General features: G+C 54.1%; 27 protein-coding genes. 4 read left to right on the top strand and 23 right to left on the bottom strand.

The genetic code is table 11. The features are described from left to right. From WG31_RS01890 to WG31_RS15415, 11 genes are all read right to left on the bottom strand, one after another. Complete coding sequence (locus WG31_RS01890; RefSeq protein WP_063353460.1) at nucleotides 1-1,041, bottom strand: major capsid family protein; 1,041 nt, start codon at nucleotides 1,039-1,041, stop codon at nucleotides 1-3. Beyond that, nucleotides 1,041-1,541 carry a structural cement protein Gp24 gene (locus WG31_RS01885; RefSeq protein ID WP_063353459.1) on the bottom strand — a complete coding sequence of 167 codons (501 nt, stop codon included), beginning with the start codon at nucleotides 1,539-1,541 and terminating at the stop codon, nucleotides 1,041-1,043. Before WG31_RS01885 ends, WG31_RS01890 begins: the two co-directional genes overlap by 1 nt. Nucleotides 1,542-1,545: 4 nt before the next feature. Further along, entirely contained in the window at nucleotides 1,546-2,943 is a 1,398-nt protein-coding gene (locus tag WG31_RS15990) for a DUF2213 domain-containing protein (RefSeq protein ID WP_245191536.1), read from the bottom strand. Nucleotides 2,944-2,983: 40 nt separating this feature from the next. After that, nucleotides 2,984-3,814 carry a phage head morphogenesis protein gene (locus WG31_RS01875; protein WP_082823104.1) on the bottom strand — a complete coding sequence of 277 codons (831 nt, stop codon included), beginning with the start codon at nucleotides 3,812-3,814 and terminating at the stop codon, nucleotides 2,984-2,986. Further along, nucleotides 3,811-5,301 carry a DUF1073 domain-containing protein gene (locus WG31_RS01870; protein ID WP_063353458.1) on the bottom strand — a complete coding sequence of 497 codons (1,491 nt, stop codon included), beginning with the start codon at nucleotides 5,299-5,301 and terminating at the stop codon, nucleotides 3,811-3,813. The genes WG31_RS01875 and WG31_RS01870 overlap by 4 nt, the downstream gene beginning before the upstream one ends. After that, nucleotides 5,301-6,785, bottom strand: coding sequence for a hypothetical protein (locus tag WG31_RS01865; protein ID WP_063353457.1), 1,485 nt, complete (start codon nucleotides 6,783-6,785; stop codon nucleotides 5,301-5,303). The genes WG31_RS01870 and WG31_RS01865 overlap by 1 nt, the downstream gene beginning before the upstream one ends. After that, nucleotides 6,766-7,230, bottom strand: coding sequence for a terminase small subunit-like protein (locus WG31_RS01860; protein WP_063353456.1), 465 nt, complete (start codon nucleotides 7,228-7,230; stop codon nucleotides 6,766-6,768). Before WG31_RS01860 ends, WG31_RS01865 begins: the two co-directional genes overlap by 20 nt. A gap of 144 nt (nucleotides 7,231-7,374) precedes the next feature. Beyond that, nucleotides 7,375-7,611, bottom strand: a complete 237-nt coding sequence (locus WG31_RS01855; protein ID WP_157884472.1) for a hypothetical protein — start codon at nucleotides 7,609-7,611, stop codon at nucleotides 7,375-7,377. 162 nt (nucleotides 7,612-7,773) lie between these two features. Continuing rightward, a complete protein-coding gene (locus tag WG31_RS01850; protein ID WP_063353454.1) occupies nucleotides 7,774-8,322 on the bottom strand; it encodes a hypothetical protein in 549 nt (182 codons plus the stop codon). Further along, entirely contained in the window at nucleotides 8,322-8,594 is a 273-nt protein-coding gene (locus WG31_RS01845; protein ID WP_063353453.1) for a hypothetical protein, read from the bottom strand. Before WG31_RS01845 ends, WG31_RS01850 begins: the two co-directional genes overlap by 1 nt. A 1-nt stretch (nucleotide 8,595) precedes the next feature. Further along, nucleotides 8,596-8,772, bottom strand: a complete 177-nt coding sequence (locus WG31_RS15415; RefSeq protein ID WP_157884471.1) for a hypothetical protein — start codon at nucleotides 8,770-8,772, stop codon at nucleotides 8,596-8,598. 435 nt (nucleotides 8,773-9,207) lie between these two features. Here WG31_RS15415 and WG31_RS01840 point away from each other — a divergent pair, with 435 nt between their 5' ends. Then, nucleotides 9,208-9,423: a hypothetical protein gene (locus WG31_RS01840; RefSeq protein ID WP_063353452.1), complete on the top strand. Its 216-nt coding sequence runs from the start codon at nucleotides 9,208-9,210 to the stop codon at nucleotides 9,421-9,423. Continuing rightward, nucleotides 9,423-9,656 (top strand): helix-turn-helix domain-containing protein, encoded by a 234-nt coding sequence (locus WG31_RS15745; protein ID WP_063353451.1) that lies wholly within the window; start codon nucleotides 9,423-9,425, stop codon nucleotides 9,654-9,656. Before WG31_RS01840 ends, WG31_RS15745 begins: the two co-directional genes overlap by 1 nt. 71 nt (nucleotides 9,657-9,727) lie before the next feature. Here WG31_RS15745 and WG31_RS16240 read toward each other — a convergent pair whose 3' ends face one another. The 9 genes from WG31_RS16240 to WG31_RS15410 all read right to left on the bottom strand — a co-directional run bounded on the left by WG31_RS16240 (nucleotide 9,728) and on the right by WG31_RS15410 (nucleotide 14,589). After that, the gene (locus WG31_RS16240) at nucleotides 9,728-10,066 is read right to left on the bottom strand and encodes a MucR family transcriptional regulator (protein WP_408736579.1); all 339 of its coding nucleotides are present in this window, start codon (nucleotides 10,064-10,066) and stop codon (nucleotides 9,728-9,730) included. A 139-nt stretch (nucleotides 10,067-10,205) separates the two neighbouring features. After that, the gene (locus WG31_RS01825; protein ID WP_157884470.1) at nucleotides 10,206-10,388 is read right to left on the bottom strand and encodes a hypothetical protein; all 183 of its coding nucleotides are present in this window, start codon (nucleotides 10,386-10,388) and stop codon (nucleotides 10,206-10,208) included. A gap of 75 nt (nucleotides 10,389-10,463) precedes the next feature. Further along, nucleotides 10,464-11,207 (bottom strand): hypothetical protein, encoded by a 744-nt coding sequence (locus WG31_RS01820; RefSeq protein WP_157884469.1) that lies wholly within the window; start codon nucleotides 11,205-11,207, stop codon nucleotides 10,464-10,466. 3 nt (nucleotides 11,208-11,210) lie between these two features. After that, nucleotides 11,211-12,050, bottom strand: coding sequence for a hypothetical protein (locus WG31_RS01815; protein ID WP_063353447.1), 840 nt, complete (start codon nucleotides 12,048-12,050; stop codon nucleotides 11,211-11,213). Further along, nucleotides 12,050-12,406, bottom strand: coding sequence for a hypothetical protein (locus WG31_RS01810; protein WP_063353446.1), 357 nt, complete (start codon nucleotides 12,404-12,406; stop codon nucleotides 12,050-12,052). The genes WG31_RS01815 and WG31_RS01810 overlap by 1 nt, the downstream gene beginning before the upstream one ends. Nucleotides 12,407-12,540: 134 nt before the next feature. Continuing rightward, on the bottom strand, nucleotides 12,541-13,104 hold the full coding sequence (locus WG31_RS01805) for a TRM11 family methyltransferase (RefSeq protein ID WP_063353445.1): 564 nt from the start codon (nucleotides 13,102-13,104) through the stop codon (nucleotides 12,541-12,543). Further along, the gene (locus tag WG31_RS01800) at nucleotides 13,101-13,598 is read right to left on the bottom strand and encodes a RuvC family protein (RefSeq protein WP_167348727.1); all 498 of its coding nucleotides are present in this window, start codon (nucleotides 13,596-13,598) and stop codon (nucleotides 13,101-13,103) included. The genes WG31_RS01805 and WG31_RS01800 overlap by 4 nt, the downstream gene beginning before the upstream one ends. A 1-nt stretch (nucleotide 13,599) precedes the next feature. Next, complete coding sequence (locus tag WG31_RS01795; protein ID WP_063353444.1) at nucleotides 13,600-13,887, bottom strand: DUF2312 domain-containing protein; 288 nt, start codon at nucleotides 13,885-13,887, stop codon at nucleotides 13,600-13,602. Nucleotides 13,888-14,190: 303 nt separating this feature from the next. Then, the gene (locus tag WG31_RS15410) at nucleotides 14,191-14,589 is read right to left on the bottom strand and encodes a hypothetical protein (RefSeq protein WP_157884468.1); all 399 of its coding nucleotides are present in this window, start codon (nucleotides 14,587-14,589) and stop codon (nucleotides 14,191-14,193) included. A gap of 48 nt (nucleotides 14,590-14,637) precedes the next feature. Here WG31_RS15410 and WG31_RS01780 point away from each other — a divergent pair, with 48 nt between their 5' ends. Further along, a complete protein-coding gene (locus tag WG31_RS01780) occupies nucleotides 14,638-14,868 on the top strand; it encodes a hypothetical protein (RefSeq protein ID WP_063353442.1) in 231 nt (76 codons plus the stop codon). A 2-nt stretch (nucleotides 14,869-14,870) separates the two neighbouring features. On the opposite strand, the gene ssb is transcribed toward WG31_RS01780, so the two are convergent. From ssb to WG31_RS01765, 3 genes are read right to left on the bottom strand one after another with little or no spacing between them, the layout of a single operon-like run. Next, the gene (gene ssb, locus WG31_RS01775; RefSeq protein ID WP_063353441.1) at nucleotides 14,871-15,335 is read right to left on the bottom strand and encodes a single-stranded DNA-binding protein; all 465 of its coding nucleotides are present in this window, start codon (nucleotides 15,333-15,335) and stop codon (nucleotides 14,871-14,873) included. Nucleotide 15,336: 1 nt separating this feature from the next. After that, on the bottom strand, nucleotides 15,337-15,786 hold the full coding sequence (locus WG31_RS01770; protein WP_063353440.1) for an SANT/Myb-like DNA-binding domain-containing protein: 450 nt from the start codon (nucleotides 15,784-15,786) through the stop codon (nucleotides 15,337-15,339). Then, nucleotides 15,783-16,010 (bottom strand): helix-turn-helix domain-containing protein, encoded by a 228-nt coding sequence (locus tag WG31_RS01765; RefSeq protein ID WP_063353439.1) that lies wholly within the window; start codon nucleotides 16,008-16,010, stop codon nucleotides 15,783-15,785. The genes WG31_RS01770 and WG31_RS01765 overlap by 4 nt, the downstream gene beginning before the upstream one ends. Before the next feature lie 92 nt (nucleotides 16,011-16,102). Here WG31_RS01765 and WG31_RS01760 point away from each other — a divergent pair, with 92 nt between their 5' ends. After that, nucleotides 16,103-16,855, top strand: a complete 753-nt coding sequence (locus WG31_RS01760) for a LexA family protein (RefSeq protein ID WP_063353438.1) — start codon at nucleotides 16,103-16,105, stop codon at nucleotides 16,853-16,855. The last annotated feature ends 2 nt before the right edge of the window (nucleotides 16,856-16,857 follow it).

Below are 16,857 nucleotides of genomic sequence, written 5' to 3'. Positions count from 1 at the left end.
TTAAATCCCCGTCATGGTTGCAACGCCCGCAGGCATGTAGATGATCGCGCCCCATGTTCCCTGAGACATCTTCTGCTTCCATGCAGAGGATTCCGTAACAATGGCGTGTGTGCGCAGCTTTTCGGTAAAGGCCGCTTCGGCAGTTTTCTGCGTATCGACCTGATCAACCACGGCAATCATGGTCTGTACGGTCTGGCCAATTTCATCGCCAAATTCGACAGCCTCAACAAAGCGTAGCTTTTTGTAGGTGTCCGTCAGTAGCGAAAGCGCAGACATGCCGAACTGGTTTTTACGGGTCAGCAGGCCCATGCTGGTGGGAGACAGGCCAATGGTAATGGTGCTATCCGTTGTTACCATACCAGCTGTTTGCTTACGCAGTTGATTGATGATGTCAATCACATCATCCTGCCGTTCTTCCGGCGTAGCATTTTTCCACGACGTGCCGCCAGCCGCCTTGGTTTCTGGGACGATAGCCGCATTCAGGCGTGGGTCATTCAGGTAACCGTAGAGGCGCAGACCATTGATGCCGAAGAAGTAGGTTTTGTTCTGAAACTTGTTCAGCTTCAAGGCCGCAGCATCACGCAGGCCAGCGGCCCACTGAATACGCATCTGTCCTGCAAGATCAAGCTCCTGCTCGCCCCATGTCGCAAAGACCTGATAATGATAGGACTGCCGGTCAGGGAAGTTCGGGTTCAGGTTCACCTGACCGTTGTTGTTCCAGTCACCATAGCTGGAAACTTCGCCCGTGGTTTCGACCATAGGGAACACGGCTGTTTTGGTAACCCAATCCCCTTTCTTGACCTCACCTGCAATTTCTCCGCCACGCATGGGGGAAAACGCAACCTTGATCAGATTGGGGTCAATCCACGCAGACATGAACGCAGGGATACCCGCGTTAGCCGTTGTGGAAAGTGCGGGCTGGGCATCCATCGCCATGGCATCGGTGGCCAGAAGCGCGTTATCTTTGATCATGCCCTTTGCTTCGGGCATCACAAAGCCTAGGCGGTTAAGCTCCGCCAGTTGTGCCTGAAAGTTATCCATTATGAATGATCCCACGTGGAGATTTTAACAAGCTCGCCAGCAGCGCATGTGTTGGCGGCGTAGAATTTGGTCTCAACAGAACTGGCTATGGTAGCCCCAGCCGCACCAGTAGAAACGCTGCCATCCGTGGTAGAGGCAAAGATCTTCTGGCCGCGCGTGGCCGCTGTAGATGTGTTGGCGAAGAAATCACCGGCCTGATACAGGCTCACCATGAAACCTTCGGGAACGACCATCCCGGCTTCGTCGTAAAAGTTGTCGATCTGGGCGGTAAGATCACGATGTGTAAAGCCATCGGGGGCAGCCGTTGAGCCTGACGGCGGCGCGTTCAGAACAGTCTGGCCGTCCGCCTGAATCCACCCAAACTTGCCAACGGTTACCCCGCCTGCGCCTGCAACCAACGCACCTTCCCCCGCCAACGTATTTGCCGTTGGGTTCATGGATGCAAAATCCCCCGCAACGCCAAGCGCGGGTTCAACATTTACCTGCTGCTGAAATGCCATGTGATTATCCCTTCACCTGAATGCGGTTGAGGCCGAAGCTCTCGCGGAAATCAGCAGTGCCTTTGCTGTCTTGCGCGATCTTCTTTGCTGGAGCGTCAGTTACCTGCGTGCGCAATTGCGCGGCCTGCTTGAACAGCGGCTCAAGCCCGGCATCGGGAATGCCCGTGCAATCCAAGCCCATTTCTTTCAGGGCAAAGCGATACACAGCCGCAGCACTATCTAGCGCCACCTCACCAGCAAAAGGTTTCACGGCATCACGCGCGGCATGAAGCGCATTCATGCGGGCAATCGTGTTGCGCTCTACGGTTGCAGCAACATTTGCGAGGGCCGCATCCATCGCCTGCTTGGTAATGCCTTTGTCCATTCCGCGTTCTTTATCCTCACGCGCAGCGCCAGCAGCTTCCGCACGACGCGCAACTTCTTTCTCGGCATCTGCGCGCGCTGCTCCAGCGGCCTCGCGTTCGCCCGGAGTGTCATCCTGACCCTGCGCGGTCATGGCGGCGATGCACTTGGCAATCTGATCATCAGTGAAGCCAGCGGCCTTCATGCGCTCGGCCATAGCCTGCGGATCATCGTCCGTGCCGCCTGCATTCAGGGCGCCCTCGGTTTCTACGTTCTGCACAAGGGCCAGAACCTGATCCATGATGTCGTCAGGCACGCGGGTCGCAAGAAGATTGCGCAGTGCGTCTGCAACACCGCTATCCTTTGCGCCCTTGCCGGGCTCAGGGGCTCCCTGCGGCAAAGGTGTGGCTGATGTTGCATCATCAATGGCCTTTTTGCAGGCCTCAATGTCTGTATCAGCGGCCAGAAGTGGCTTGATAGCCTCCAGTAGCTTAGCGCGACGCTTTTCCAGCGCCGCTCCATTTGTCTGTGACAATGTGTTCTCCGTGGAAGAAAGCGCCGCATCTCCAATGATTGCGTGAGGAACACGCGGCGTTGCGACAAGTGCGAGATGGTTGAACACGATATCAACCATCGTCAGGCTGTAGGGCTGGCCATTCAGCACGCCACCCTGCGGGATCGCCTTGTAAGCATACCCCGCTGATACAGCCTTCAATTCTCCGCTTTCGATTGCGTCGATAGCGTCCTGCGTCCAGACCGTGAGCGAGCCAACGAGGTCAGGATCTTCAAACCGCGCATCCGTCACGCTACCGACTGTAATCTCCGCGGGATGATCCCCGGCAGAAACAGGTTGGTGCATGAAAAGAACTGGCTTGCCGCGCATGGTATCAGCGGCCTGTGCCAGTGCGGTCGGGTCGCGATAAAGCTGGTAGATCGTTTCCGGCTCAAGCCCTAACTCACGCCAGCCCGGTATTTCGCGCCCATAGTACGGGCATACGCATGCGCTGGAGAGAACGCATTGCGTAATCCGCAAGTGCCCTTCTGGTGATTTTTCACGCATGCTCTGCATCGCATCCAGTGCGATTTGCACGCAGTCTGTATTAACCATCGTTAAACCCCGGTAAAATAGGCCGCCACGTGCATCCACAATTGATATCTTCACCGGGCATCGTCCAATGTCCGTCGAGATAAAGCCCTTTTTCCAGATTGAACCGCTTGCCATTGGCGGCTACGTGTTCTGGGCGCGGATGCTTGCTTGCACCAGAGTGCAGCCAGATACCTTCCGAGATACCCAGATCCTGCTGCCGTCTGCGCGTTATGCTGGCCGAAACTTTATTGTTCTGGTCTCTGGCAATCAGAGCCGCCCGGCTATCGGCAACATCAAACCGGCGCTTGATCTCATCGGTGAGCGTGCCAAGGTCACGCCCGGCCAAAGCAGACTTTTCCACCAGCCCCTGAACCTCACCCAGACATTCAGTCGGGATAGATTTAATCAGGCCAATGTTTTCAGTGAGCGCCCGGCTTACCGCTTCCTTTACGGCAGGCGTTGCCTGAAACTGCACCGTAAAGCCTAGATCGCGCAGGCTGTTCCGAACGCTTCTGGTCGCGTGCCCGGAAGCCTGCTGCACAAACTGGGAAGCTAGATCTTCAGCGTGCCTGTCAAAGTGCTCCTGCCACTGCTCCAGAATATTCGAGAACGTGCGCTTAAGTCGTTCTAATGGTGTTTCATCCTGCGCCTGCCGAGCGTCAAACTGCTCATACGCAGCTAAAACGCGCTTGAGAACATCCTGCCGCATACGGGAAATATGATGCACCAGAACGGCATGATACTTCGCCCGAATACCCTGATTGGAAAAGACAGGTCGCACATTTGGCGCACGCTTTTTACGCCCATCCAGCTCTACGGATTGAGCGATAAAACGTGTCTTCATGAAAGATTATCGCCCTCATCAGGCACTTCTGGCGCTTCGCTGCCTCGTTCCACCACGCCTTGATAAATGCTCTCAGGGTCAGCCGCGATCCTGTCCCGCGCCTCACTGTTCGAGATTACGCCCCGATCAATATACTCGGCGTCAATATCGGCCTTAGTCTTTTCGATAGCCGCAGCTTCCTCATCGGTCGCCTGCCATAGCGTATTGAACTCGAACGTAATGCCGGGGTCTATTTCTCCCCACAGGTTCAACATGCACATATGCATGATTGTTGTGAGAGGATCTCGGAATGTGTTTTCCTGATAAGCGTGCACCCGGTCGTAAAACACCCGGATTTCACCATCAGAAGAAGCATTCAGGCCGCTCGGCGTAATACCTGTAAACTTCACAAGCGGTGTCTGAGCCACTGAGCACATCTGCTCCTGAGCTTGCGCCTGCAACTTATCCAGCCCCGCCAACGCAGCATTCAGGATCTGGATTTCCTCACTGTCCTTGTCCAGCAAAAACGTTCCGCGATTAGAGCGAAAGCGGTTGAAGGCTTCCACCCGGGCAAGCAACCCTTCCGGATCCTGCTGATAGGACGCCATGTTTGTGGACAGGGCCACAATCGAAAAGGCGTTGATCAGATCGGAAACACTCTGGCGAGTGCGCAGCCAGTTATCGACATATGGTTTGGCCATCTGAGCCAGTGAAAGACCACCAAAGTTATATGTCGGCTTAAGGATGTCTGGCACATCACGCGACACAAACCGCAGCAGCCGCGTGTGATGCACGTTTGCCCCCTGCACCCACCAAGTGGACGGCTTGTAAAAATCCGAGGCGAGTGGCGTTGATGTGCTGTATTGGTTTGGGGCGGCCCATATTGGATCGACAGCAACCAACTCCCTGAGTGAGCCCCTCCTAAATGTTTCAGGGCGCAGTAGTAATGGCGTAGAAACTACATCGCTTGTGCGCGCCTGACCTACATCCACATATAGCAGACCAAGCCCATAATACCCGTCCATTTCAGACATTTCCCGAAAACGCTCACGCACTTTCAGGCGGATGAACTCATTGCGCAACTGGTCGATGCGCTGGCCTTTGTCGTCCTTGCCTACCGCTTGGAAGTCAATCCATTCACGAGTTGATTCCGTGGCAAGGATTTCCACCATATTGCGATATTCAGCCCGCTGCGCCATTTCAGCAAGGCGCGGGTATCCAAGGAAAACAACGCCTTCGGAAATGGCTTCCCCAATCCAATTCATGAGGGTAGAGCCGGTCGCAGCGCCACTATCCATGGCTAGTGCAGATTGGCCGTTGCCCTGCACGCCCGGCGGCGGCGTGTACGGCTTAAACACATCACGCAATGGCGGCTCGCCAACGCTCGGAGCAACCCGGCCCCAATCCATCTTCTTCTTTTCACTGACCGCAAGGCGCGGCTCATCACGCACACGCGGCGGGTCCGGCTCTATTGATGGCCGGAACAGTGAGCGGAGACGAGAGAGCATTAAATACGGTTCAGTATGGAGTTGAAGTTAAAAGCCTTCTTAGGCCCTGGCGCAAAAGTAAGCCCCAAAGCATCGGCAATATCGGGAGAACGCAGGCCACGCTTTTTCATGGCGTCCTTGCTTTCCACCAGCAGATTGCCGGAACTGTCCAAACCATACCGAACCGTTGAAAGCTCGGCGGCCAGATCCTCTGCGTTATCCTTGCTTTCCGCCTGAATGGAGGCATCACCAGTGCGCAACCATGCGGCCACCTGCAGCCAGAGATAATCGCGCAGTTTTGCGGGCTTGGCGTCTTCCGCAACAACCTCATCAGGTGCGCGGCAGGCCACGTTCACATCTACGACCGGCAGCTTCTGTTCACGCAACCGATCAGCGACGCCAGCACCCACGCCAACAACATCAACGTAAATGCTGTCAGCCTTCCAGCGGCGAAAGAAATCTGCCGCCATCCCGGCTGTGGCCATCGTATCCTGCTTGGCCCTAATTTCTATTTTCTCAACGCGCGGGCCTTCGCGCAGGACAAATGTTGTTCTGTCGTCACCAAAGCGGGCAACGTCCACACCCAGCCTGCGCTCGTATTTTCCGTTCGCTGGTTCACGCGCAAGCGCAGCTTCTGCCGTTTCCAGCGGAATCAGAACATCGTCGTCCTGCTTGGGGAAATCCCCATCAGCACGCACGCGAACAACGTTTGAACCCTCCCCATACTTACGCACCAAATTGGCGCGATAGCTGGGGTCAACCAACGGGCTGTCAGAGCAGCGAAAGTGAAGTGCTGTGTAAAGCGCCCTGTCCTGCTTCTGGGAACGTGCAAAAAAGCCTGTGTTGCGCGTTGGGTTTCCAACCATGAGCAGGCGTGCGCCATGAGAAGAAAGTGCACCTTCCGCAACCTCGAATATCTCGTCAGGAACGCCGCTGGCTTCTTCAATCACGAACATGATTGAGCCACCGGACGATGAGCGCTCTACCGCCCTATTATCATCCGTGATCTGCACATCAGAGGCATGAAAGCCCTGCAACGCGTCAGGAGATTCCCGGCGACTGGTGCGAGCAACAGCATACCACTCAGCGGGCTGTCCTTTGTCGGATATCCTGTCCTGATTGCGGTCAAACAGATTTGCCAGCCAAAGTTCTTCTGGCAGGCCATCTGCCCGCGCCCGCTCTTCAGAGCGCCGCCCCCATTTGGAAAGCTCTGCCCAAAGGACGTTGTAAAGCTGCGATGCTGTCGGAGCCGTGCACGGAATGCGACAATATTCGTAGCACTCTAGATGCCACCAGATAGCCGCAGACGTTGAGCCAGATTTACCAACGCCGTGCCCAGCCCGCACCGACACCTTGGCCCCGGGCGGAGCAATGGCTTCCAGCAACTGACGCTGTTGCGTGGTCGGGTTCAGCCCCAATCGCTGCCGGGCATATAAAACAGGATCAGTACGCCAAATACCGCGCAGTTTGCGGTAATCAGCAATATCAGTCTGAGTTAGAGCCATCTTCCTTTAATGCCGCGTTGAGCAAACCGGAAACACCGCCGCCCTTCACTTCAATCGGGCCGCCGTCTGGGCCACTCAGTTCTTGGCGAGAGCTGTTCCCATAAACCTTTGGTCGCAGCTTGGACGCTACCCAGATACGGGCATCAACCCGAACCTTGATAGCGGGCGCGTCTTCCTTGTCTCGCGCCTCATCTGCAATGTCGATAATTTCTTCTGCAAACCAATCGGCAGCAGCCTCGCGTGCATGCGCGTATTGGTTACAAAACCCTTGGTATTCGCGTAGCCATCTAAAAACAGTGAGACGGCAAGGCATGTCTTCCTGCTCACAGATAGAGCGTAAACTCTTCCCTTCCGAGATGGCCGCGCAGATCACGTCACCAAGTTCATCACTGTATTTCGTAGGACGCCCCGGCAGTTTTTTAACCGGCCCCTTTTGTCCGGCCATATCCAACACTCCAGAATGGAAAATGCGCTTCCTGTCTTAACGCTGCTAATTTAAGGCGGTACGTTTTACCCATGCCGTTGACCAATACCTACTACACGGGAGCCAACGGTTAGAGAGAACAGGATTGCGATGCGCGCTACATCGTTAAGAGTGGCCGCCCCCGAAACTGTTTTCGAACTGCCGCAACATTGCTTCACGCTGAACGCGTCCATCGACTGTAATCAACAGAGCGTTGGGGGCTCGCCCAGACACATCCCCACGCATCAAACCAAACCGTGGCCAACACCGGATACGCACATCAGGACGAAGCCCCGTATTCGCGCATTCCATCATAGACAGCGGCAAGTCTGCGCGATGCCATGTATTTTCTGTTGCGGGCATGATGTCGCAAAGTAGCGACAGCCCAGACACAATACCCACACATAGAGCATCACGGCACTTGAAACGCACGATGTCGCCACGCTGGAGTATCTGCATTTGTCCGGGCAAAGAAAAAGCCGCACTGTGGCGGCTGTTAATACAATTATTGCATCGTGATTAGGTTTATACAGAAACCGCATGCGGGGTACAAGTCTTTTCTTTGCGCCGCTTTTGCATCTGATAAAATCCTGAAAGCTGCTGGAGCAGCATGCTGCATTGTGCGGACATTTTCCCACGAGCCACGGTGGCGTTCAGGCGCGGGAAAAACACCTCCCCTATCTGCCGAAAACTCCGTTCATCTACCAGCATCAGCCGCAGAATCTGGTTAGCGCGCTCACCGAGGGCATCGCGCACGTCTAAAATCCGATCTAGCGCTACAGCCCGTGTAACATGCCACGAAACTGCATCATGCTTCACGGTTGTGTCCGACACGTGATTTTCCGGAAACTCAACAATCCCCTCATACGCAAAAATATAATCCCGATACCAGCGCTCACCTGCGTTTGCGTCGTCCTGGCTGATATCCCCGGCATTGAGCAATGATTGCACTGTTGTCAGCACGCGTGGCGGATTTCCACGCGTGAAAACGGATTTAACTGCCCGCTCAGGCGTGGGCCCGTTATCCTGTGCACGGGGTATGATGTAGCGTGGCCGTGCAGTCTCCTGCCGCATTACTGAATTACCCCTTTTTCTTTTAGGCCCTTGATGAAGTCATCAGTTTTCCCATGATCTTCTCCCAGATCATGGATAGATAAAACATCAAGACCCTGCCTCTTTGCCGCACCAAGGGCCAACCATTCACCACACGGCCCCGGAGCGAAGTATTGATGCAATTCAGCCCTATGAGGACAGCCCTCCCCCAGTGGTGGGAGCCGAACTACAATAAGATATTTATGTATTTTAGGATCAATACCTTCGCTTCTGGGCTTTATGGCGCTTTGCATATCATGCCTCCCCGCCATTTTTACAAATGAAAATATCCTTGCGCGTGATCGGATACATTTCATACTGAATAATTTCAACGCCAACAGAACGAAGCTTATCGCAAAGATCCTGCGGTGATAAATCATCATGGACAACAAGAAGCTTCGTTTGCGTTGCAACTTTCATGACATCCATCACCCACCAATTCCTGCAACAATTTCAAAAACAGCCAGCGCCAGCCACAGGCCTATCACGATACGAGGTGGCGTGCGGTCAAGTTCAGGCCGGTTCATTTTCCCATGATCCTAACCGCAATTGCGACCCCTATAGGCATGCCTACAAAAAACGCTAAAACCATCAAGACACATCCGATACCGGTCGAGGAATTATAAGCCACATCAGCCCATGTATGGTGGATTTCCTGCATACCCCGATGGAATCACAAACCGCTCAAAAAGTACAGGGTTTTCTGAGATTTCATGTGTGTTCTTGGGGTTTTTACACGGGCACTCAAAAAAATGTGGCTGCGTGTATTTTTCCTGTTGATAAGTCACTCAATGAGTGTCATAAAGGGTCATCAGCACGGAGCTGAGCGACGCGCCTCGGTCGAACACAGCGGGCTAGGAAAAGACAATGATCACAGTAACCAAAGAAATTCGCGATTCCATCGTTTCCATCATCGCAGACAGCGCAGAATATGACGCCAGTACAGTCCAGATCAGCAAGAGCGGAGAAGTGACCGCCAAGAAAGATCAGGACAAAACAGCCGTTTATGACAATGCTCGCTATCTCGTTGGCAATATTGAGGACATGATTGACGCTAACGGCAACAAGCAGATTGGCTGGTAATGGTTAATCACCCCAATCGCGGGAGCGGCGAAAGCCCCTCTCGCAATCCTGAACCCACAGAAATTGAACAGGCCCGATCAGCCGTCGGCATGACGCAAGAGCAGGCGGCTGCGGTGGTGCACAGCACAAAACGTGTCTGGTACCAATGGGAGGCTGGTCTCAGACGGATGCACCCAGCATTTTGGGAATTATTTTTGATCAAAACAACAAGACGCAATTATGACCCCGATTGATCTCAGCCGCGTCCTCAAACGGTACGGACGATGTACGCCAGTGTCATTACTGATGGGGTAATAGGGTAGCATCAGGCATCAGTTACTTTCCCTCCTGCTCGCATGTTTTTGCCTTTGCGGGCTTTGCTTGCCTCAACTCTAGCCTGCAATCTGGCTGTGAGGCCAACCGGTCGGCCAGAGGGGCTAGGCAACGCCCTCCCCCATTTTTTGCCTTGGCCTCGTGCGATCGCTTGCTCTCGATATCTCTCGGCGGTAACTGGCGGTAGCAACGAGGCCGTCCTCTTGAGCCCATAGGCCGCTTTGTAGGTTGCTTGATCGAGGTTGTGTGTTTTGAGGTGGTTGTTGAGAGATTTAAACCACCGACCACACGCATGGCATCTCACCAACTCTCCATCGGCGCTGTATTCCATCCCGCCGATAGGTGGGAGGCCATCTTGCGCCTGCGTCTCAGGGCTTGGCCTGTTTTTTGCTCGATACGCCGATAGGTAAGCAAGATTTTTGGCGCGGTCTTTGTACGGCATAATGATTACCCTGTCCTGCTCTCCCCCATCAGTTTACACAAACCGGCCCCCTCATCCAATCATCCCGCAGGGGCAAAATCTCCTCGTCTAGCAACCCCGGCTCTGGCTCATGAATGGGCGGCAGATCGTTGCGCGTTTCCTGCGTAGTTTCACGCCGGTTTGTAGGCCATTCGTCCCAGCCGATTAGGTCGTTATCGTCATTTTCAGCCATTCCACACATACCCCTAAAATCCTCCACATTGCCCGCAGAGCGCATTCAAGCACTCAATGCGGTCATTTATCGTAATTAAGATGAAACCGTGCTGTACGCGAAGCCTCGTGGTTCTTTCCTGCATATCGCTGCATGCTGTGCCTCTAGGTTTGCGATGAACGGCTCCAACCAAGCACGGGCCGTCTCATCCGCCGTTTCGAGCTGGCGGCGACACTCAGCGATGCGTTGGCGCAGGCTCGGCTGATCTGGCTGCATCCGCCGCACGGCATCCTTGGGCTGCACCGGCTGGCGTCCCCTCCACGCGTTGACGGCACGCTCAACGGCGGCGCGTTCCTCTGGCGTGCGGCGCTTAGGCGCTCCCTTGGCAGCCTCGGCCAGAGTTACCAATTTGCGGGCTGCGTGGTGTTGCCAGCGGATTTTTTCAGCGAACGGCAGCAGGTGAGCGTAAAGCTCCGCCGGTGCAGGCCAGAATTTTCCACGCTCACCAGAGCGAGCCCATGCCCTACGCGCTTCGGGACACCACACGGCTGCTGGCAGATCGCCGCAAACCTCAACCATCGCCTCAGCCTGCTGGCGAGCCCGCGCCTCATCTGGCCCGTTGACAACCAGCACAGCAAGTTTTTTCAGCCATGCGGCAATCAGCACCGGGTCAGCAGGCTGGAGCGCAACAGCCGCGATGCGCCGCGCCTCGGAAATGCGCTGTGGCGTCAGGTCGCGGGCCAGCAGAGGCACGCTGTTGCGGACGGCATCGAGCAACACGCTCAGGTCGGGGCTAGGCTGGCAAACGGCTGTGGGTGTGAGTGTCGAAATTGCGGTCATCGGTCAAACTCCCGGGATGTCGGGCACATTGGCCCATGCGTCTCGAACGCGGTCGTGCCGCGATGGCTGTTGAGCGTGGGCAGCCGTCCGCTTCGGCACCCTCTCAGCCTCACGCCTGCACCAATTCCGCCACGTTGCCTCCCAATCCGATTTCCGACCCTTGGCGCCGGGTTGGGCAATCCAGTAATCCCGAAACTGCTCGCCAACGTCCGTGGGGTTCAGCAGCAGGCTCAGGGCGAACGATCGCATTTCGTCCGTGGGTCGCCAGTCCGGCGGTAGGCGAGAACCTCGCTGGCTCGATTGTTCGGCTTTGGGCATCGAAGGCGCGTCAGACTCTCTGGAGCGAAGCGTAAGAGAGTTATTACCTTCATACCTTCCTACCTTCCTACCTTCTGCGGAAGAATTTGATGACTGGTCGCTGACTGGTTGCGTACCGGTATTATACTCGTCTTGTACTTGGTTATTACCGCTATCATTTTCTTTATCCGGGCAGACGGCTTCTGACTGGCAGTATTCTCGTACTGGTTTAGGCATGGGCACAAACCGCTTTGGCTTTTGAGGGCGTTGCCACTTACCGAAGTTGCGTATCGCTCCATAACTCTTACTAGACACGTCATACTTTTTTATGACGTCATTCTCCTCAAGCTCGGTCAGTATGGGATCTAGGTCTATGTTGTCAGCCGGGAAAATACGCGCTTTCAGGACAAGTGGCTTCCACTCAAATCCGCCGCCATCATCAGCATGAGCCCACAGCCCAACAATTAAAACCCGTGCAGCCATAGAGAGCGTCATAAACGCTTCATCCGTGTAAAGGCCGGGGTGAACACTACGAATACGGGCCATCAGTTCACCTCGCTATATGGATCATTTATGCAGAAAAATTCGGCGCTAGGCGCAAGCCATTTTCCGCCCCGAACTGGCGCAAAAAATCGCTCCAGCTCTGGACGCAGGCTTTCCATTTTCTCTGCCGTTACAGGGCCATCTTTACCGCCGTTTAAAAATATTGCGATGCTGTAAGCATCCCACTCAAACGGCCCGTTATTCCCATAACCCAAGAGACCGGGGACGCATCCAGCGGTTTCAATCGAACACTCTTTTAGGGCTGCATAAAATTTTTTACCATCAACCCATATTGGGCGCTCGCCATTTATAGCATCTGGCATTTTTTGTTTTTCTTTGGTACAAGCGGATATAGCCATTACTTGGTGCTTTCAAGAATTGGTCAGAAGGCCGCCCGGTTCCCCCGAACCAGCGGCCTTCGTCACGTTAACAGGTTTGCGCCCCGTTGGGTACGGGGTCACAGGTGGAAAATTGCTTGTTTGGGCAATGGTTTTCATGCTTCCACGCCTCTCACATCAGGGAGCCAGCCCAGTTTTGGTTGTCCTGTGTGTCCATGCTCAAAAACAAACCATGCGTAAGCAATAGCGCCACCCTTTGCAGGGATGTCTGTTCCGCCCGGTGGCATGGAAATGCGTTTGCTGGACACCCACACACGTGCCAATGGCACATGCGGGAACCATTCCCTACGTTTCACACCCTCTAAAAACGCAAGGCGCAGCAACACGCATACGCGATCTTTCGTTAATGCGAGGCAGGACATAATAAAATCTTCTGCCACGCCATATGGAGGATTACTGACAACACTAGCTGGCCGAACATCTAGCAGTGATTGCGCATACCCCATAACAGGATACGTGCCGTCTGCGCGGTCTCGTATATCTGCACCCGTAGCCTCAATTTCATTACTGCATAGGGCCTGCACTATGTTGCCGCCACCGCAGCACGGATCTAACACAGTCCCCACAAACGGGCGCTCCACCATAAGAAGAGCATGAACGCACCACGCGGGCTCCACATACCAATCATCAGCATGGCGCTCGTATCCTGAATTCCTCATGCCGGCACACCAGTATTCTCAAGAGCCCGTATGCCGAACAGAGCGAGCATCACGGCCTCTGCTCGACCATCATCCTTCACACGCGAGAATAGGCCTGCATCTGCTGGGAAAAGCTCACATGCCCGCTGGCGTGCAGCACCTTTGTCAGCGGGGCAGCCCATTCCCTTTTTCCAGTCCTGCGGTCTAATTTTCGTGGTAGGAATGCATAGGTCTGAACACACACCCTCAATCACACCTAGTCCGCGACCAAAGGCAAAAGCGCCAACTGGCCCTTCACCGGGCCGTGCGCCTACGTTCTCAACAAAGAGGTGATCGGGTTTGTGGACACGCAGATGATTGGCAAGAATAGCCGGATTAATCACACGGCGAGTAGTGCGCCCCACTTTCACGTAATCAATCGGCATGTCCAGAACCTCAATGATCTGATGCCGCCAGTTGAGGAATGCGATAGCGCCACCAGCACCGGGGTCTATTGCTGCTATGGTTTTCATCATGCTACATCCCTAATGCGCGGCGGTAGATATCCAGCAGTGTTTCCTGCTCTTCGACCTCAGCCGGTTCCTGCTTGCGCAGGCGGATGATCTGGCGGATCACTTTCACATCGAATCCGGCAGACTTTGCTTCTGTAAAGATATCCTTGATATCTCCAGCCAAACCCTTGCGCTCTTCTTCCAAGCGCTCAACGCGCTCAATAATGGAGCGCAGGCGGTCGGCTGCAATGCCGCCAACTGCTGGGTCATTGCTGCTAGAAAACTCGTTGTGTGTGCTGGGAAATTCGCTCATCGGTTCATTCCTTTTCGCGCTGGCACGCACATAGGGCGCACTATATAGCCAAGCGCGTTGATAATGCTTTCTGGTATGTCGCGTTTTTGCGACAGGACTTCCGAAACTATCGAGCGTGAGACACCAGCCTTACGTGCCCACGCAGTTTGACTGCCTGCCAATTCAACAGCATCAGCCAAACGGTTGCGGATTTCCTCGACAGGGAACGGGGTCATTTCTTCAACTCCTCCCTAGCTGCCTTTAATGCACGCTCCATTTTGTCTGCCCATGTATCCCAATCAAACCACGACACATGCACCCACGTTACATGGATGAATGGAGGTGGCCCGTTGTGCGTTCGGAACCATGCGAAACGGCAGAACCTAAGTTTAATCCACGGCATTTCTCTCCTTCGCGCTCTTTTCGGCGCTGCTGAACGAGGGCGTTTACTTCGTCAGCGATAGAGTCACAGGAGGCCATCAACTCAATAAGCGCCTCAGCATCGGGCGCATTGGTTCCTGATAGCCAGTTACGTGCGGCCCGTGGCGTTTTCATCGCAGAACGAGCCAGCATTTCTGCCGCAAATCGGAAAGGCTCAAACTCGCGTTTGATCATATTCAAGAGCCTGTCACGGACAGGCGTATGCACAGCGCCCATCATTTGCGGAAACTTTCGGTCATTTTTTGACTGTTTAAGGGCGTGAATTGCCCGATCATTCCACATCGTTTTCCTCCATTCTCCGTTTTGTGAGAACGGGAGATCGGAGAAACGATGAAGAAGGAGTTCAAGGAATGGCAGGCGGGGTATTGGGAATATACCCCGGCCCGCAAATGCGACACGTATCCAGAGCCACCATATGGAATATCATTCATCTGGAACTCTATTGTACGCAGCGCGATAATCTGGGCGCAGCTCAACCCCCACGCTACCGTTGGGCAGCGCGTGCTGTTGCTACAGGATGTAGCCGCCAGCTTGGGGATTGATGCGTCTTGCATTGGGTGAACTCAGAACGGGATGTCATCGTCCAGTTGGGGATTGCTTTTCTGGCTATCCCAACTGCCGGACTGCTGGTTGCTCTGGCTTCGACCCTGCTGCTGGTGTGGAGCATCGCCACTGTCGCGGCTATCCAGAAGCACCAGTTCACCCCGATAAGCAGCAAGCACGATTTCTGTGGTGTAGTTTTCCTTGCCGTCCTGCCCTGTCCATTTTCTGGTTTGCAGGGAGCCTTCCAGATAAACCTTGCGGCCTTTGCGCAGGAAACGTTCAGCCACATCTGCCAGACGTTCATTAAAAATGACTACGCGATGCCATTCTGTGCGTTCACGCCGTTCACCAGATGCGCGGTCGTTCCATGTGTCGCTAGTGGCCAGAGAGAAGGAAACAATCTTTGCACCGCTCTGGCTGGTACGAACATCTGGGTCTTTGCCCAGATTGCCGACTAGAATTACGCGGTTAACAGAGCCAGCCATTTTACCAACCCATCCGTTGAGCGGACGAATTGCAGCTATCGCAGAGGAAGCGGCATTTATGCTGAGTTGTGAAAATTTTGCGGCATTTGCAGCACGGGCGCGTACGCGTGGGTATTGAACGCCGTTCCCGTTCCATCTCCCGGAACTCAGAGAGCAATTCACGCGCCCTCATTATGCTGCATCCCACAAGCGGGGCTACAGATGAAATCACCATGCCCTCCCCCACTTTTTTGCCGATAAAAGCCATTTTCTGCTTGCGCGTCCATTTGCGACGCATGGCAATCTCGGCATCCCTTTCTGCGGTGGCTTTAGTTAAGACGCTGCTCCGATTGCAAACTGCACGAGGCGTTCGGCCTATTTTTGCAGATATTTCCTTATACTTTTTCCCCTTTTTCCGCATGGATAATAGGATTTTATCCTCATCTGGCGTCCACGGCTTGCTCTTGCTCATCGTGCAGCCTCCTGCGTGGAGGCGCTAACGAACGAGGTGGACAAGAAGTCATTAGCGGTTACTTCACCATTGGTGGCCTCTTCAATTTTCTTGAGAATGCGAGCAGACGGAAACCGAATGCCCTGCATATACCGGTAGATTGTGGCCGGTCCTTTGACGCCAATTTTGCTGCCAAAAGCACGGGCAGTCTCATTATTCTGAGAAAGATATTCTGAAAGCTGCATGGCCTAAGTATCCACTATGGACACTACATGTCAATGCAAAAATATCCACAACGGATACCGACACCTAGAGAGAGGAAACTTATAATCAGCGCATGACACAAGATTCCATTCCAAGCGGAAACATCGCCAAATATTTGCGCGCCTACCTCGACTTCCACGGCAAGAAGCAGGTGGAATTAACGGATGTCATTAATAAGCAAAAGGCCGGGATTAGTAAGATTGTAAATTGTGAGCGCGGCCTTAAGGCAGAAGACGCCATGAAGATATGGTCTTGGCTTGGGTATAAAGACGACCAGTGGCGGCGCTTATATGTTGAGCCCCCAAAATCTATAGAGGCAATCTATCCGGTAAATGCTTCTCCAATAGAAGTGCGGGGAGATGTCGAGGCTGGGGTTTGGCGCGAAGCTATGGAGTGGCCTCCTTTTGATCGGTATAAAATTACCGTCCCAGTTGATTCCTCTTACGGCTCCATACCTAGATACGGCCTACTTGTGCGTGGCGATAGTATGAATAAGGTTTTCCCAGATGGTACGGTTGTGATTGTCATAAATTATGCAGACTTAGGCAGGAGCCCAATGACTGGCGATTACGTGGTGGCCCTGCGCCGATCTCGTTGTGGCAGTGAATTTGAGGCCACTGTTAAAGCCGTTCAGGTTTCCGAAAATGGGGATATGATCTTGTGGCCGCAAAGCTATAATCCAGATTTTAGGCCCGTGGTGCTCCAAGCAGATAGAAGCGGAGACTATGGAAACGGGATGGATGGCCACTCTAACGGCGCTCCAGACGTTCAGATTTTAGCCGTTGTTGTCGGCGCTTACCAAAGCATTCCCCGCGCATCTTTTTAATA

Source organism: Acetobacter oryzifermentans, assembly GCF_001628715.1.
GTDB lineage: Bacteria > Pseudomonadota > Alphaproteobacteria > Acetobacterales > Acetobacteraceae > Acetobacter > Acetobacter oryzifermentans.
This window is presented reverse-complemented; position numbering and strand designations above follow the sequence as displayed.

Bases quoted from the DNA above. Each gene is read 5' to 3' on its own strand.
- WG31_RS01875 (WP_082823104.1), bottom strand. From the start codon at position 3,814: ATGAAGACACGTTTTATCGCTCAATCCGTAGAGCTGGATGGGCGTAAA.
- WG31_RS01885 (WP_063353459.1), bottom strand. From the start codon at position 1,541: ATGGCATTTCAGCAGCAGGTAAATGTTGAACCCGCGCTTGGCGTTGCG.
- WG31_RS01820 (WP_157884469.1), bottom strand. From the start codon at position 11,207: ATGACCGCAATTTCGACACTCACACCCACAGCCGTTTGCCAGCCTAGC.
- WG31_RS01770 (WP_063353440.1), bottom strand. From the start codon at position 15,786: ATGAGCAAGAGCAAGCCGTGGACGCCAGATGAGGATAAAATCCTATTA.
- WG31_RS01845 (WP_063353453.1), bottom strand. From the start codon at position 8,594: ATGCAAAGCGCCATAAAGCCCAGAAGCGAAGGTATTGATCCTAAAATA.
- WG31_RS01765 (WP_063353439.1), bottom strand. From the start codon at position 16,010: ATGCAGCTTTCAGAATATCTTTCTCAGAATAATGAGACTGCCCGTGCT.
- WG31_RS01840 (WP_063353452.1), top strand. From the start codon at position 9,208: ATGATCACAGTAACCAAAGAAATTCGCGATTCCATCGTTTCCATCATC.
- WG31_RS01805 (WP_063353445.1), bottom strand. From the start codon at position 13,104: ATGAGGAATTCAGGATACGAGCGCCATGCTGATGATTGGTATGTGGAG.
- WG31_RS01760 (WP_063353438.1), top strand. From the start codon at position 16,103: ATGACACAAGATTCCATTCCAAGCGGAAACATCGCCAAATATTTGCGC.
- ssb (WP_063353441.1), bottom strand. From the start codon at position 15,335: ATGGCTGGCTCTGTTAACCGCGTAATTCTAGTCGGCAATCTGGGCAAA.
- WG31_RS01870 (WP_063353458.1), bottom strand. From the start codon at position 5,301: ATGCTCTCTCGTCTCCGCTCACTGTTCCGGCCATCAATAGAGCCGGAC.
- WG31_RS01825 (WP_157884470.1), bottom strand. From the start codon at position 10,388: ATGGCTGAAAATGACGATAACGACCTAATCGGCTGGGACGAATGGCCT.
- WG31_RS01850 (WP_063353454.1), bottom strand. From the start codon at position 8,322: ATGCGGCAGGAGACTGCACGGCCACGCTACATCATACCCCGTGCACAG.
- WG31_RS15745 (WP_063353451.1), top strand. From the start codon at position 9,423: ATGGTTAATCACCCCAATCGCGGGAGCGGCGAAAGCCCCTCTCGCAAT.
- WG31_RS01800 (WP_167348727.1), bottom strand. From the start codon at position 13,598: ATGATGAAAACCATAGCAGCAATAGACCCCGGTGCTGGTGGCGCTATC.
- WG31_RS01890 (WP_063353460.1), bottom strand. From the start codon at position 1,041: ATGGATAACTTTCAGGCACAACTGGCGGAGCTTAACCGCCTAGGCTTT.
- WG31_RS01810 (WP_063353446.1), bottom strand. From the start codon at position 12,406: ATGGCTATATCCGCTTGTACCAAAGAAAAACAAAAAATGCCAGATGCT.
- WG31_RS15990 (WP_245191536.1), bottom strand. From the start codon at position 2,943: ATGCGTGAAAAATCACCAGAAGGGCACTTGCGGATTACGCAATGCGTT.
- WG31_RS01795 (WP_063353444.1), bottom strand. From the start codon at position 13,887: ATGAGCGAATTTCCCAGCACACACAACGAGTTTTCTAGCAGCAATGAC.
- WG31_RS16240 (WP_408736579.1), bottom strand. From the start codon at position 10,066: ATGGAATACAGCGCCGATGGAGAGTTGGTGAGATGCCATGCGTGTGGT.
- WG31_RS15410 (WP_157884468.1), bottom strand. From the start codon at position 14,589: ATGTGGAATGATCGGGCAATTCACGCCCTTAAACAGTCAAAAAATGAC.
- WG31_RS01815 (WP_063353447.1), bottom strand. From the start codon at position 12,050: ATGGCCCGTATTCGTAGTGTTCACCCCGGCCTTTACACGGATGAAGCG.
- WG31_RS01855 (WP_157884472.1), bottom strand. From the start codon at position 7,611: ATGCCCGCAACAGAAAATACATGGCATCGCGCAGACTTGCCGCTGTCT.
- WG31_RS01865 (WP_063353457.1), bottom strand. From the start codon at position 6,785: ATGGCTCTAACTCAGACTGATATTGCTGATTACCGCAAACTGCGCGGT.
- WG31_RS01860 (WP_063353456.1), bottom strand. From the start codon at position 7,230: ATGGCCGGACAAAAGGGGCCGGTTAAAAAACTGCCGGGGCGTCCTACG.
- WG31_RS01780 (WP_063353442.1), top strand. From the start codon at position 14,638: ATGAAGAAGGAGTTCAAGGAATGGCAGGCGGGGTATTGGGAATATACC.